This window comes from Horticoccus luteus, assembly GCF_019464535.1.
GTDB lineage: Bacteria > Verrucomicrobiota > Verrucomicrobiia > Opitutales > Opitutaceae > Horticoccus > Horticoccus luteus.
The window spans coordinates 348314-362395 of record NZ_CP080507.1; the positions used below are offsets into that span (position 1 = coordinate 348314).

The 14082-nt window shown below is 64.4% G+C and carries 11 protein-coding genes and 1 pseudogene; 8 read left to right on the forward strand and 4 right to left on the reverse strand.

The annotated features are described in order from the left end of the window. Positions 1–26: 26 nt before the first annotated feature. Positions 27–869, reverse strand: a pseudogene (locus tag K0B96_RS01340) (acyl-CoA desaturase); the annotation flags it as partial. 353 nt (positions 870–1222) lie between these two features. Here K0B96_RS01340 and K0B96_RS01345 point away from each other — a divergent pair. The 4 genes from K0B96_RS01345 (at position 1223) to K0B96_RS01360 (ending at position 5136) form a co-directional block, all read left to right on the forward strand. Next, positions 1223–2020 (forward strand): succinate dehydrogenase cytochrome b subunit, encoded by a 798-nt coding sequence (locus tag K0B96_RS01345; RefSeq protein ID WP_220162963.1) that lies wholly within the window; start codon positions 1223–1225, stop codon positions 2018–2020. Positions 2021–2038: 18 nt separating this feature from the next. After that, positions 2039–3961 carry a fumarate reductase/succinate dehydrogenase flavoprotein subunit gene (locus K0B96_RS01350; protein ID WP_220162965.1) on the forward strand — a complete coding sequence of 641 codons (1923 nt, stop codon included), beginning with the start codon at positions 2039–2041 and terminating at the stop codon, positions 3959–3961. A gap of 43 nt (positions 3962–4004) precedes the next feature. Continuing rightward, positions 4005–4787, forward strand: coding sequence for a succinate dehydrogenase/fumarate reductase iron-sulfur subunit (locus K0B96_RS01355; protein ID WP_345779917.1), 783 nt, complete (start codon positions 4005–4007; stop codon positions 4785–4787). Positions 4788–4935: 148 nt separating this feature from the next. Beyond that, positions 4936–5136, forward strand: a complete 201-nt coding sequence (locus K0B96_RS01360; RefSeq protein WP_220162969.1) for a hypothetical protein — start codon at positions 4936–4938, stop codon at positions 5134–5136. 69 nt (positions 5137–5205) lie between these two features. Here K0B96_RS01360 and K0B96_RS01365 read toward each other — a convergent pair whose 3' ends face one another. Together K0B96_RS01365 and K0B96_RS01370 are read right to left on the reverse strand one after the other, a co-directional pair. Next, the gene (locus K0B96_RS01365) at positions 5206–5688 is read right to left on the reverse strand and encodes an LEA/WHy family protein (protein ID WP_220162971.1); all 483 of its coding nucleotides are present in this window, start codon (positions 5686–5688) and stop codon (positions 5206–5208) included. Positions 5689–5739: 51 nt separating this feature from the next. Continuing rightward, positions 5740–5994: a hypothetical protein gene (locus K0B96_RS01370; RefSeq protein WP_255558794.1), complete on the reverse strand. Its 255-nt coding sequence runs from the start codon at positions 5992–5994 to the stop codon at positions 5740–5742. 85 nt (positions 5995–6079) lie between these two features. On the opposite strand from K0B96_RS01370, the gene lysA reads away from it, so the two are divergent. The 4 genes from lysA to K0B96_RS01390 all read left to right on the forward strand — a co-directional run bounded on the left by lysA (position 6080) and on the right by K0B96_RS01390 (position 12348). Then, positions 6080–7384, forward strand: coding sequence for a diaminopimelate decarboxylase (gene lysA / locus K0B96_RS01375; RefSeq protein ID WP_220162973.1), 1305 nt, complete (start codon positions 6080–6082; stop codon positions 7382–7384). A gap of 77 nt (positions 7385–7461) precedes the next feature. Beyond that, positions 7462–8478: an NAD(P)H-dependent glycerol-3-phosphate dehydrogenase gene (locus tag K0B96_RS01380; RefSeq protein WP_220162975.1), complete on the forward strand. Its 1017-nt coding sequence runs from the start codon at positions 7462–7464 to the stop codon at positions 8476–8478. Positions 8479–8547: 69 nt separating this feature from the next. Beyond that, positions 8548–10179: an MFS transporter gene (locus tag K0B96_RS01385; RefSeq protein ID WP_220162977.1), complete on the forward strand. Its 1632-nt coding sequence runs from the start codon at positions 8548–8550 to the stop codon at positions 10177–10179. Positions 10180–10233: 54 nt separating this feature from the next. Next, the gene (locus K0B96_RS01390; protein ID WP_220162979.1) at positions 10234–12348 is read left to right on the forward strand and encodes a sodium:solute symporter family protein; all 2115 of its coding nucleotides are present in this window, start codon (positions 10234–10236) and stop codon (positions 12346–12348) included. Between the two features lie 48 nt (positions 12349–12396). On the opposite strand, the gene K0B96_RS01395 is transcribed toward K0B96_RS01390, so the two are convergent. Continuing rightward, entirely contained in the window at positions 12397–14007 is a 1611-nt protein-coding gene (locus K0B96_RS01395; RefSeq protein ID WP_220162981.1) for an ankyrin repeat domain-containing protein, read from the reverse strand. Positions 14008–14082 lie beyond the last annotated feature (75 nt).

Below are 14082 nucleotides of genomic sequence, written 5' to 3' on the forward strand. Positions count from 1 at the left end.
CGGTGATCGGCCTCTTCTCCTTCGTTCAAAACGGAGGAAGGGACGGCCTTCAGGCCCCAGATGAAACCGACGGAGGCGAGGGCTTTGAGGACGTAGTAGGTGATGTCCATTTCCCACCAGTAAAAGCCGTTGCGCGTGGCGCTTTGGTAGCGGTGGTGGTTGTTATGCCAGCCTTCGCCGAGGGTGATGATCGCGAGGATGAAGCTGTTGCGGGAATCGTCGGTGGTCTTGAAGCGGCGGCGGCCCATGAGGTGCGCCATGGAGTTAATGCACGCGGTGCCGTGGAAGAGGGCGGTGGTGCTGATGAAGAAGCCCCAGACGAGCAGTTGCAGGCCGTTGGTGTGGAGGCCGGGCGCGAACGTGGCGAGGAGGGCGCCGAGGCCGTAAATGCCGGCGGCAAAAAGGAGGGGGACGAGCAGGTCGAACCGGTTGAGGAACACGAGCTCCGGGAACTTCGCGAGGTCCTTCACCTTCGAATAATCGGTGGGAAAATTCCGGCGGCTGGTGATCCAGCCGATGTGGGACCAGAGAAAGCCGTGCACATGCGGGGAGTGCGCGTCCTCGGCCTCATCGGAATGCTGGTGATGATGGCGATGATGATACGCCCACCAGAGCGCACCGCGTTGAACCGTGGTGCCGCCAAAAACGGCGAGCAGGAACTGACCGAAGCGGGAGGTGCTGTAGGTCTTGTGGGAAAAATAGCGGTGATAGATGCCGGTGACGAAAAACATCCGCACGAAGTAAAGGGCGACGGCGGTCCAGACGGCGAAGCTGCTGACGCCGGTCCAGATCACACCCAGGCAACCGAGGTGCAGAAAGATAAACGGCAGGCAGCGCACGACGTCGACGCGATCGGGTTCCTGGCGCATTTTTTCGGGACCGTCCGACGTGTAATCGGAATCGAACCACTGAGCGAAGGCGGTGCTGATGGTGCGCCACGGAGTGCGGCGGGCGGAGGAGCGAGAGGCGACGGAAGACACGAAAGGTTTACAGGGACGCACGCACGGCAGGATGGCCAGCGAAATGTGCAGACGGTGGCGGAGGTGACGCCGGGCGAGGGCGATGGATTTTTTCGGACGGAGGGGGAGTTCAGTCTTCTCAAACGGGTTAGGATGCCTAATAAGCTGAGGGACCCCGTCACCGCGCGGTCGATGAACTTTACATCGACGGCGTCAACCCCGACGGTGAGCACCTTGTTTTTATCCCCGGCATCTTTTGCGCGATGAACGTTACTGGCAGGCTTTTCAGCTCCTCAATCGGTCGCAAGTTTCTCATGGCTCTCACGGGCCTGGTCCTGATCGGCTTCGTGATCGGACATCTCGTGGGCAACCTGCAGATCTTTCAGGCGCCCGATCATATCAATGGTTACGCGCATTTCCTGCATGGGCTGGGGCCCTTGTTGTGGGTGGCGCGCATCGGCCTGCTGGTGTGTCTGGTGATTCACGTGTGGGCGGCGACGGTGCTTACGTTGGAGGATCGGGCGGCACGGGGGGCGCAGCCGTATGCGAAAGAGCGTTGGCTGCGGGCGGCGGTGACATCGCGCTACATGCGGTTGAGCGGCTACGTGGTGCTGGCGTTCATCGTTTACCACCTGGCGCAGTTCACGGTGGGCGTGGGCGGGCGTTTCACGGAGACGGCGTCGTTCAAGGAGAACCTTCCGCTCTACACGATGCAGAGCGATTATCATGTGGCGGGTGTGCCGGTCGTGCACGCGGGGGCACAGGTGCTCGATGTGCACAGCATGGTCATCCTGGGATTTCAGAACCCGATCGTATCGCTGTTTTACATCATCGCGGTGGGCTTGCTGGCGATGCATCTGCGGCACGGTTCGGATAGTTTGTTTCAGACGCTGGGCTGGCGATCCGGTCGTTGGGCCAACGGCCTGCGGCGGGTGACGCTGGCGTTCGCGATCCTTTATTTCATCGGCAATCTGATCATCCCGGGCGCCGTGTTGACCGGGATGAAAGGGCTGCGGCCGGGCTATCATCCGCCCCTCACGCAGACCGCCCTGCATCGCTAACCTTTTCGCCGCCCAGCCATGGCCCAACTCGATTCCAAAACTCCTTCCGGCCCGCTCGCGGACAAGTGGCGCAAGCACAAGGCGGACATCCGCCTCGTCAACCCGGCCAACAAGCGCAAATACGAGATCATCGTGGTGGGCGCCGGCCTGGCGGGTGCCTCGGCGGCCTCGACGCTCGCAGATCTGGGTTACAAGGTGAAGAGCTTCGTGTTTCACGATTCGCCGCGCCGGGCGCATTCGATCGCGGCGCAGGGCGGCATCAATGCAGCGAAGAATTACCAGAACGACGGCGACAGCGTTTACCGGTTGTTCTACGACACGATCAAGGGCGGCGATTACCGTTCGCGGGAAGCGAACGTGCAGCGGCTGGCGGAGGTGTCAGTCAACATCATCGATCAATGCGCGGCGCTCGGCGTGCCGTTTGCGCGGGAATACGGCGGGTTGCTGGCGAACCGGTCGTTCGGCGGTGCACAGGTTTCGCGGACGTTTTATGCCCGCGGGCAGACGGGGCAGCAGTTGCTGTTGGGCGCGTATTCCTCGCTCGCGCGCACCATCGCCGCCGGCACGGTCGAGATGCACACGCACAGCGAGATGCTGGATCTGGTGATAGTGGACGGACAGGCGAAGGGCATTGTGGTCCGCAATCTGATCACGGGCGAAATCACGCGGCATGCGGGCGATGCGGTGATTCTGGCGACGGGCGGCTACGGCAACGTTTTCGATCTCTCGACGTATGCGCGGCAGAGCAATGCGACGGCGATCTGGCGGGCTTACAAACGCGGCGCGTGTTTTGCGAACCCGTGTTTCACGCAGATCCATCCGACGTGCATCCCGGTCACGGGCGATTATCAATCGAAGCTCACGTTGATGTCGGAGTCGTTGCGCAACGACGGCCGCATCTGGGTGCCGAAGAAGGCGGAGGACCGGCTGAAGGATCCGAGTTCGATTCCCGATGCGGCGCGCGATTACTACCTCGAACGCATCTATCCGGGGTTTGGCAACCTGTGTCCGCGCGACGTGGCGTCGCGGGCGGCGAAGCGCGTGTGCGACGAAGGTCGCGGGGTTGGCGAGAGCGGACTCGGCGTTTACCTCGATTTTTCCGACGCGATCAAGCGCCTCGGGGAGACGGGCGTGCGCGAACGCTACGGCAATCTTTTCGATATCTATCACGAGATCACGAACGAGAGCGCCTACCAGAAGCCGATGCGGATTTACCCGGCCGTGCACTATACGATGGGCGGCTTGTGGGTGGACTATAACCTGATGTCCAACGTCCCGGGCTTGTTCGTGTTGGGCGAGGCGAACTACTCCGATCACGGCGCGAACCGCCTCGGCGCGTCGGCGTTGATGCAAGGGCTGGCGGATGGATTTTTCGTCATTCCCTACACGATCGCCGATTATCTGGCGTCGCAGAAACCCGGCTCCCGGCCCTCGCCCGACGGCGCGGAGTTCAAGGCGGCCGAGGCGGCGGTGACGGGCATGACGAAGCGTCTGCTCGACAACAAAGGGAGCGAGCCGGTGCGGCATTTCCACAAACGGCTGGGCAAGATTTTGTGGGAGCACTGCGGCATGGCGCGCACGCGCGAGGGCTTGGAGAAGGCGTTGCAGGAGATCCCGGCGTTGCGCGAAGAATATTGGGCGAATGTGCGGGTGCCGGGTTCAGGCGACACGCTCAACCAGTCGTTGGAGCAGGCGGGCCGCGTGGCGGATTTTCTCGAGCTCGGCGAACTGATGTGCCTCGACGCGTTGAAGCGCGAAGAGAGCTGCGGCTGCCATTTCCGCGAGGAATACCAATATCCCGACGGCGAGTGCAAACGCGACGATGTGAACTTCAGCCACGTGGCGGCGTGGGAGTTTCAGGGCGAGGGCAAGGCACCGCTCCGCAACACCGAACCGCTCAACTACGAAGTCACGAAGATGAGCGTGCGTAACTACAAGTAAGCCGAGGAACATTCTCATGGTCGCCGACAACACGAAGAAAAACATCAGCGTGACGCTGCGGGTCTGGCGTCAGGCCGGGCCGAAGGACGCCGGCCGGTTCGTCGAATATCGCGCCACGAATCTCAATCCCGACATGTCGTTTTTGGAGATGCTCGACGTGGTGAACGACGAGCTGACCCTGAAAGGCGAGGAGCCGATCGCGTTTGCGCACGACTGCCGCGAAGGCATCTGCGGCACGTGTTCGCTGCAGATCGATGGCAAGCCGCATGGGCCGGGCGAGGGCATCGCGACCTGCCAGCTCTACATGCGCGCGTTTCGCGACGGCGACGTGATCGTGGTCGAGCCGTTCCGCGCGCGGGCATTTCCGATTGTGAAGGACCTCGTGTCGGACCGCAGCGCGTTCGACAAGATTCAGCAGGCGGGCGGCTTCATCACCGCGCGCACCGGTTCGGCGCCGGATGCGAATTCGATCCTGGTGCCGAAGGCGGATGCGGACCTGGCGATGGACGCGGCGACGTGCATCCAATGCGGCGCCTGCGTGGCGGCGTGCAAGAACTCGAGCGCGATGCTGTTTGTCGGCGCGAAAGTTTCGCACCTGGGCCTGCTGCCGCAAGGGCAGGCGGAACGCGATCGCCGGGTGCTTTCGATGGTCGCCACGATGGATTCGCTGGGCTTCGGCAACTGCACGAACCAGGCGGAGTGCAGCGCCGCGTGCCCGAAACTCATCAGCCAGGATTTCATCGCGCGTCTGAATCGCGACTATATCAAGGCGTCGTTCCGCGCGGCGTTTAAGCCGGAGCCGGCGGCGGCGGTGGGCGGCCACTAAGCCGCAGGGGACGAACCGATTTTGCGAAAGGCGCGCCCGGTGGGGCGCGCTTTTTTGTGGGCGGAAAGCGGACGGAGACGCGCGGCGGGCAAGATTCTGTAACTTTTCGCGGTGAGGGGTGTTTTGTGGACATCAACCACTTCTCATCATGAAGACTTCACTCATCTCCATTCTCGCGGTGTCCGCCGCTCTTGTCGTTGTCCCGTTCAGCATCGAGGTCGTCGGTTCGCTGCTGTTCGCAGCGGGCATCGTGACGATGCTGATCACCGATTACCGCGTCACCAGCCCGGCCGCGACGGATTCGCTACTGGCGCGGCGGCGGTCTGAATCGCTGCGGCTCGCGGCGTGAGGCAGCGCGCCGCCGGTTTACCTGCTCCTGTCGATCGGCGGATGACGTCCGCCCGGTCGCAGGAGTTTTTTATTTCAACTGCGCAAACTCGGGGAGCTCGACGCTGCCTTCCGAGGAGGTGTTGATCTGGTTTTTGCGGTCGCCGATCGTCTGGGCGAGGGAGCTTTCGAGGCGGTAATGGACGGCGCCGTCGCGCGCGACTTGGGCGAGTTGACGCAACAGAGCGCCGTTATCGAGGTAGACGGTCACGTCTTGCGTCGCGGTGGTCATCGGAGCGAGGCCGATGGGCTGGTCACTGACGGCTTTGCCGACGAATTTGCCGTTGATGAAGAGGCGGTGGGTGCCACCGGAGAATCCGAGGGCAATGACGTTTTCGTTGGTGTAGCGGAGCGTCATCACGGCGGTGGTTTCCAGCGGAGCGACCGCGGAGGGGCGCAGATCGACGAGGTGGACAGTGATCCCGCCGAGCCGCGGGACGGAGGTGCAACCGGCGATCACCAGGGCCAGCGCAGTGAAAAGAAACGCGCCGAGCGCGAAGGGGCGGAAGGTCATGGCGCGCGATGCAAACGGCTGCGGACGAAACCGCAAGGCTGCGCCGAGGCGTCAGAACATCGTGAGCGCCTTGGCGCTCTCGACGACCACCCAGGCTCCCGCGAGAACCGCGAGGGCGACGAGGCCGCGTTGGACGACGCGGCGGGCGCGGAGGCGGGCGTCGTAAGCGTCGGAGTTGCGCGAACGCGGGTCGGCCTGCGCGAGGAAGCTGGCGAAGCGCGGATTGCGATATTTGCTGCGTCGATCCTCCCCGAGGCCGAACCGCAGAGCGGGGCGGTGGAAGAGGCGTTTCAGCAGGGATCGCATGGCAGCATGAGCGTGAGTAAATTTGAGGTGGTTTACTCAAGGGAAAACTCACTACGGTCGCGACTTTCAGGGTTATCGCCGCGCCATGCACCATTTCCATTACTCAGGTCCCAGTCTCCAGTGTGAAGCCGTCGACCTCGCCGCGGTCGCGCGGCTCTACGGCACGCCGACCTACGTTTACAGCGCGGCCACGATCGCGGAAAACTTTCATCGGCTGCAGCAAAGCCTGGCGGGACTCGATGTGCAGATTTGCTATGCGGCGAAGGCGAACTCGAATCTGGCGGTGCTGCGGCATTGCGCGAATCTGGGGGCGGGTTTCGACCTTGTGAGCGGCGGAGAAATCCGGCGGGTGATCGCGGCGGGCGGCGATCTGCAGGCGAGCGTGTTTGCGGGCGTGGGCAAGACGGAGGACGAGATCCGCCTCGCGCTCGAAAACGGCGTTTTCGCGTTGCACGTGGAGAGCGAGCCGGAACTCGCGCGCATCAACCACGTCGCGGGCAAATTGGGCGTGAAAGCGCCGATCGCGCTGCGGGTGAATCCCGACGTCGATGCGCACACGCACGCCAAAATCACGACCGGCCGCAGCGACAACAAATTCGGCATCCCGTTGAAGCAGGCCGCGGGTGCCTACGAGGTGGCGGCGAAGCTGAAGAACCTCACGTTGCGCGGCGTGCAGATGCATATCGGGTCGCAGTTGACGACCGTGGCGCCGTTTGCCGAAGCGGTGCAGAAAGTGGCGCCGCTGGTGGCCGATCTGCAGGCGAACCACGGCATCACGTATTTTTCCATCGGAGGCGGCATGGGGATCGTTTACAAGGACGCCCTGGCGAGTGGCGCCCAGGCGTGGTGGGATGCGCAACCGGCGGCGCAACGCCCGCTGACGCCGGAGGCTTACGGCGAGACGCTGACGCCGCTGCTGGCGCCGCTGGGGCTGAAAGTGCTGCTGGAGCACGGGCGCTTCATCGTCGGCAATGCGGGCGTGCTGCTCACGCGCGTCGAGCACCTGAAGCGCGGCGCGAACAAAAATTTTCTCGTGGTGGATGCGGCGATGAACGACCTCGTGCGGCCCGCGATGTATGAGAGTTACCACGAGATCGTGCCGGTGCAGCGGGACAGCTCGCGGCGGGCGTTGGTGGCCGATGTCGTCGGACCGGTGTGCGAGAGCGGCGATTGCTTCGCGAAAGACCGGCAACTGCAGGAAGTCGGGGAGGGGGAGCTGCTCGCGTTGATGAGCGCGGGCGCCTACGGTTTCACGATGGCGAGTCGCTACAATACGCGCGCGCTGGCGGCGGAAGTATTGGTCAACGGCAGCGCGTTCGAACTGGTCCGCCAGCGGGAAACGTTTGCACAGATGATCGCGGGGGAAAAGGTGCCGGCGTTTTTGCAATGAGCGGCGGCGGGCCGGCGGCCCCGCGGGGCGAGAAAATTATCCGTGCCAGCGGAGCGAAGGTGGGTTGAGGTGAGCGCATGAAATTTGTCGTCCTTGGAGCCGGCGCCTGGGGCACGGCGTTCGCGCTGCACCTCGCCCGGGCGGACCAGGACGTGACGCTGGTGCCGCGACGGAAGGAGCATGCAGCGCTCTTGCAGGCGGAGCGCGAGAATCGTGAATACCTGCCCGGGATCGCGCTGCCGGGGACGTTGGCCGTCACGGGCGAGGCGGACGCGGTGGTCGGCGGCGCGGAGGTGGTGTTGCTGGCCTGTCCGGCGCAGGCGTTGCGGGACACGTGCAGCGCGCTGCGGACGCGGTTGGGCGGGGCGCGGGTGCGGTTGGTGGCGAGCCTCGCGAAGGGTCTGGAGTTGCGCACGCATCTGCGGCCGTCGGAGGTGATCGCGAGCGTGCTGCCGGGGTGTGCGACGGGCAGTGTGACGGGGCCGACGAATGCGGCGGAAGTGGCGCGGGGGTTGCCGGCGGCGTTGGTGCTGGCGACGGCGGCGGTCGATGAATTTGCGAACGAAGTGCAGGCGGCGATGAGCGGGCCGACGTTGCGCGTTTATACGAGTGACGACGTGGCGGGGGCGGAATTCGGCGGGTGCTTGAAGAACGTTTATGCGATCGCCGCAGGGTGTTGCGAAGGGCTGCGGCTGGGCGACAACGCGAAGGCGGCGCTGATGACGCGTGCGCTCGCGGAAATGGTGCGCGTGGGCGTGGCGCTGGGCGCACGGGCGGAGACATTTTACGGGTTGAGCGGCTTCGGCGATTTGGTGGCGACGTGCCATGGCGGGTGGAGCCGGAATCGCGAGTTTGGGCAACGGGTGGGCGAGGGTCGGGCGGTCGCGGAGCTCATGGCGCACCGGAAGACGGTGGTCGAGGGCTACAAGACCACGGCGGCGCTCGACGAACTTTGCCGCGAACGCGGCCTCGAGGCGCCGATTTTGCGGGAGATGCACGCGATCTTGTTTGAAGGGAAGCAGCCGGCGGAGGCGCTGCGCGCGCTGATGTTGCGGGAGCTCAAACGTGAGACGGCGTCGCCGCTGCCCACGTGACAGAGAACGCGTGAGGTGCGGCTTGCGCTGGAGAAGCGCGGTGGCTTGGCTCCGCGCCTTCCTACCCCTATGCCTCCCTCGACCCCGGCCCCGCTCGACCGCAACCATAAGCTCGTCGTTTTCGCGTCATCGCTCGGCACCGTGTTCGAGTGGTATGACTTTTATATTTACGGGACGTTGGCGGCGTTTTTCGGAAAGCTTTTCTTCCCGCCGGGCAACGACACGGCGGCGTTTCTTTCCAGTCTGGCGCTGTTCGGGGTGGGGTTTTCCGTGCGGCCGTTTGGCGCGCTGGTCTTCGGGCGCATCGGCGATCTGGTCGGGCGAAAATACACGTTTCTCGTCACGATCATCGTGATGGGCTTGTCGACGGCGTTGGTGGGCGTGCTGCCGACGTATGCGCAGATCGGTTTTTGGGCGCCGGTGATTCTGGTGCTGCTGCGGCTGGCCCAAGGTCTGGCCCTGGGCGGGGAATACGGCGGGGCGGCGACCTACGTGGCGGAGCATGCGCCGGCGGGGAAACGCGGCGCGTATACGAGCTGGATCCAAACGACGGCGACGATCGGCTTCTTTCTTTCGCTGGCGGTGATTCTGGGGGTGCGGCAGGTGATCACGCCGGAGAGTTTTGCGGCGTGGGGCTGGCGCGTGCCGTTCATCGTGTCGGTGTTGCTGCTGGCGGTTTCCATTTACATCCGGATGAAGCTGCACGAGTCGCCGGTGTTTGCGCAGATGAAGGCGGAAGGGAAGACATCGAAGGCGCCGTTGCGGGAAAGTTTTCTGCACTGGCCGAACGCGAAGCTGGTGCTGGCGGCGTTGTTTGGCGCGACCGCGGGGCAGGGTGTCGTGTGGTATGCGGGGCAGTTTTACGCGCTGTATTTTCTGACGGCGACGCTGAAGGTGGAATACGTGACGGCGTATCTGCTGATCGCGGTGGCGTTGTTGATCGGCACGCCGCTGTTTCTGCTGTTTGGCCGCTGGTCGGATCGCATCGGCCGGAAGCCGATCATGCTCGCGGGTTTTTTGCTCTCGGTGCTCACGTATCAACCGATTTTCCACGGGTTGACGCGGGCGGCGAATCCGGCGCTGGCCACGGCGATGGAGCAGGCGCCGGTGGTGCTGCACACGAGCGAATATCACGGGCATCTCGCCGTGGCGTTTGAGGCGCTGGGCGATGCGGCGCGCAAGATCGTGCTGCCGAGCAAAGCGGTGACGGAGACGGATCACGCGCGGACCTTCCTGAACGCGCACGGGATTCCGTTCACGCTCGCGTCGGCGCGCAGCGAGGGGCCGTTGGTGTTAACGGTCGGCCCGGCGGCGGTGACAGGCTTCGATCAAGCGGCGTATGAGGCGGCGCTCGTGCCGGCGGGTTATCCGAAGAAGGCGGATCCGGCGGCGATCGATGAGGTGAAGGTGGTGGCGTTGCTCTCGGTGTTGATGCTTTACGTGGCGATGGTCTATGGGCCGATCGCGGCGTTTCTCGTGGAGCTGTTTCCGACGCGAATCCGCTACACGTCGATGTCGCTCCCGTATCATATCGGCAACGGCTGGTTCGGCGGTTTCCTGCCGTTGATTGCGGCGTCGATCGTGGTGTTCACGGGTAACATTTACTCGGGGCTGTGGTTTCCGATCGCGGTCGCGGCGATGTCGTTTGTCGTGGGCTGGTGGGCGCTGCCCGAAACGAAAGATAACGATCTGCGCGCGTAGCCGCTCCGGCGACGCGGTCGCCGCCGATTTAGCCACCCACTACGTTTTTCTATTATGAGTCTTCTGGGCCTGCACTGGATCGATGCGTTGGTCGTCGTCATATATGTCGTCGCCGTTCTGGCGGTCGGCCAATACCTGGCGCGCAAGGTCAAGGGCGAGTCGGACTTCTTCCTGGCGGGGCGGAAGCTGGGGAAGTGGTTCCAGTTTTTCCTGAGCTTCGGGACGATGACGGATCCGGGGCAGGCGACGATCACGGCGAGTGCGGTTTACAAGCAAGGCGCCGGCGGCGGCTGGCTGGCACTGATCACGTTGTTTCTCACGCCGTATTACTGGTTCACGAATGTGTGGTTCCGGCGCGTGCGGCTGACGACGATGGCGGACTTGTTCGAGGACCGCTTTGGGCGGCGGTTTCTCGCGACGCTTTACGCGGTGGTGAATCTGCTCGTGGCGATCGTCTCCATCGGCGGCGGCAACATCGTGGCGTTGAAAACCCTCGAGCCGATCATGGCGAAACCGGAGGCGGTTTACACGGTGGCGGAGCGGCAGAGCGTCGATGACTATCACGCGTTCGTGCAACTGCGGAAGGAGCGCGCGCAGGCGCCGCTCGCGCCGGAGAAGCTCGACCGTTACGAACGGTTGAAAGATCGCTACGAGCGCGGGGAGTTGAAGTCCTACGTTTCGTATCTGAAGCCGATTCCATTCTACCTGTCGTCGTCGCTGCTGGTGGCGATTTTCATCATGCTGGGCGGACTCAAGGCGTCGGCGATGGTGGATGCGTTGCAAGCGGTGCTGGTGATCGTGATTTCGGGGGTGCTGATTCCGTTCGGGTTGGCGCGCATCGGCGGCGTGTCGGGTCTGCACGCGAAAGTGCCGGACTACATGTTCAACCTGTTTGGGTCGACGTCGGTGAGCGAGTTCACGTGGTATTCGATCGCGGCGCTGCTGCTGGTGCAGTTCATCGGCATCATCGGTTCGCAGGCGAACATGACGGTGAGCGGTTCGGCGAAAAACGAATACGCGGCGCGCATCGGCGCGGTGACGGGCGGATTCAGCAAACGGTTTGTGACGATCGCGTGGTGTTTCTGCGGGTTGATCGCGGTGGCGCTGTTCGGGCCGAACCTGTCGGATCCCGATCAGACGTGGGGCCTGCTCACGCGCACGCTGCTGCCGGTCGGGCTGATCGGCGTGATGATTGTGGGCATTCTCGGAGGAAAACTCGCGGCGCTGGGCGCGAACTCGGTGGTGCTGTCGGGCCTCGTGGTGAAGAATCTTTACGAGCCGCTGTGGCCGGGGAAGAGCGAGCGGCACTACATGTTGGTGGCGCGGGCGACGGTGCCGACGGTGCTCCTGCTGGGGATCGGCGTGGCGGTGTATCTCAACAGTGCGGTGTCGTTGTTGAAGTTCATGATCGCGCTGCTGGTGATCTGGGGCGCGCCGATCCTGTTGATGTATACGTGGCGGCGGTTGACGGAGATGGCGGTGCGCGTGCAAGTGATCGCGACGATGCTCTTTATCGGCGTGGTGCCGTGGTTCGTCTCGGCGACGCCGGGATTGCGGCAGTTGCCGGCGTTGACCGTCGTGACACAGGAACGGAGCGCACGGGTGCAGACGCGCGCGAATGCGGATGATGTGGCCGCCGGACGCGCCGCCGCGGTGGGCGAGCATGTGACGAAGGTGCAACGGCTGGAGCCGGTCTCGGTGTTTTTCGAGGAAGGTCTGGCGCACAGCAACCCGCAGGATTTTTCGTCGCCGATGGAAGGACTCGGGCGGTTCAACATCGAAGTGTGGTTGATATCGTTGACGGGCTTCGACGTGACGCGGTTGACGGCGGCGTGGCTGCTGACGGTGCGCTACCTCGTCGATGCGCTGCTGCCGATGGCGCTGCTGATCGTAGTCAGTTGGATGACGAAGCAGCGCGATCCGGAGCGCGTGGCGCGGTTTTATGTGCGCTTGAAGACGCCGGTGGGCGCGACGCTGGAAGAGGACGACAAAGCGGTGGCGGAAAGTTACGCGAATCCGACGCGCTACGATCATCTGAAGCTTTTTCCGCGTTCGAACTGGGAGTTCACGAAGTGGGATCGCCTCGACACGATCGGCTTTCTGGGGTGCTGCGCGTTCGTGGGCTTCATCCTGTTGTTCTTCAAACTCGTGCTATCCCTCGGCGCGTGACGCCGGGCGCGCGCGGCGCCCGGCGGAGCATTGGGTCGTCTGGAACGTTCAGGTTTTGCGTTCGCGCAGGGCGTCGGCGACGAGGGTCTTGATCGGATCGCTGCCCCAGCGTTCGAATTCCTCTTCGGTCGGCAGAGGAGAGCCGGCGGCGATCAACGCGTGCGCGACGCCGGCATAATCGCCGTCCGGCTGCGGCCGGTTGACCTCAGCATAGTCAGTCCAGCCGAGGGGAGTGGCGTGGTAGGTCGAGTCGCGCACGTCGGCGGGCGCGCCGTGAGCGAGGAGGATGCGGGCAGCGGCGAGGTTGCCCGAGAAAGCGGCCCAATGCAGCGGAGTGGCGCCCATCGCGTCGGTGCCGGCAGGATCGAAGCCGGCGTCGAGCATGGTTTCGAGTGCGGTGGTGTCGCGGCGACCGGCGAGTTCGCGCGCGAGTTTTTTCGTGCCGGGGCGATCGAAGAGCGCGCGCAGCTTGGGTTCGGCGCGGAGCATCATGGCGACCTTGGCGCGGTCGCCGCGCATGCCGGCGGCGAGAAAGCGCTCCGTGCCGCTGAGTTCGTCGGCGCCATCGTGGGCGCGCAACCAGTCGGCGACGGCGATGTTGCCGTGGAGCGAGGCGAGCGCGAAGGGCGTGCGACCGTCGGCGCGGCGGGTGCGCAGATGAGCGCCGTGTTGAAAGAGAAGTTCGAGCATCGGCACATCCCAATGGCGTGCGGCGGCGTGGACGGGCGTCTCGGCGGCCTGCTCGGGGTAGCAAACGCGATTCGCATCGGCGCCGTGCGCGAGGAGCCAGGCGACTCCGCGGCGGACCGGAGCATCGTGCGAGAGCCCGGCAAAGTGGCCGAGGATGAAGAAGAGCGGCGTGTTGCCCCAGGAACGAGCGCCGTCGCCGCCGTCGGCGTGCGCTCCGTGGGCGGCGAGGAGATCGAGCATGGCGACGTCGCCGTTCTCCGCGGCGTGATAGCCGGATTCGCCGTCATCGGGCTGGGCGCCGGATTCCAAGAGGAGCTGCGCGAGAGCGTAGTGCCGGGCATGGCACGCCGCGGCCCAGAGCGCGGAGAGTTTTTGCTGCGGGTCGCCTTCCCAGGGGTAGCCGGTATTCACGTCGGCGCCCTGGCTCAGGAGCAGGCGCGCGGTGGCGATGAGGCCGGCGGAGTTTTTGTCGACCCAGCGGGAGTGGGCGACATAGAGAAGCGGGGCCCATTTCAAGGGGCCGCCGGGACGCGTCGCCAGGCCGGGATCGGCGGCGAGATGACGAGCGACTACCGTGGCTTCGCCGAAAACGAGTGCGGCGTGGAAGTCTTTCGCGACGAGATCGGGAAAGAGCGTGCGGGCGCGTTCGGCGCGGGTGAGGCGGTGTTCGACGGAGCCGCGGACAAATTGCGTGACGGCTTGGTCGAATTGCAGGGTGAGCTCTTCCACGCGCTCGCGGAGGGCGTTCCAAGAAGGGAAGCCATGTTCACGCGCGAGGACGGACTGGGCGTCGTGCAGCGCGAGGCGGAGCGTGGCGAGGTCGGCGGCGGAGCGCGCGGCGAGCGCCGGAAGGGCACGGAAACGCACGAGCGCGACCGGATCTTTTTCGCGGGCGGACCGCAGCAGTTCCTTGGCTTGATGCTTGAGCTGCTCGAGATTCGGGCGCTCGGGTAACGGCGATGTTGTCATGTAACCTCCATGCTGAACGCCAGGGTCCGCAACCGGCAGCACGGGGAAACGTGCAGTCGTGAAGGAAGAGAGACG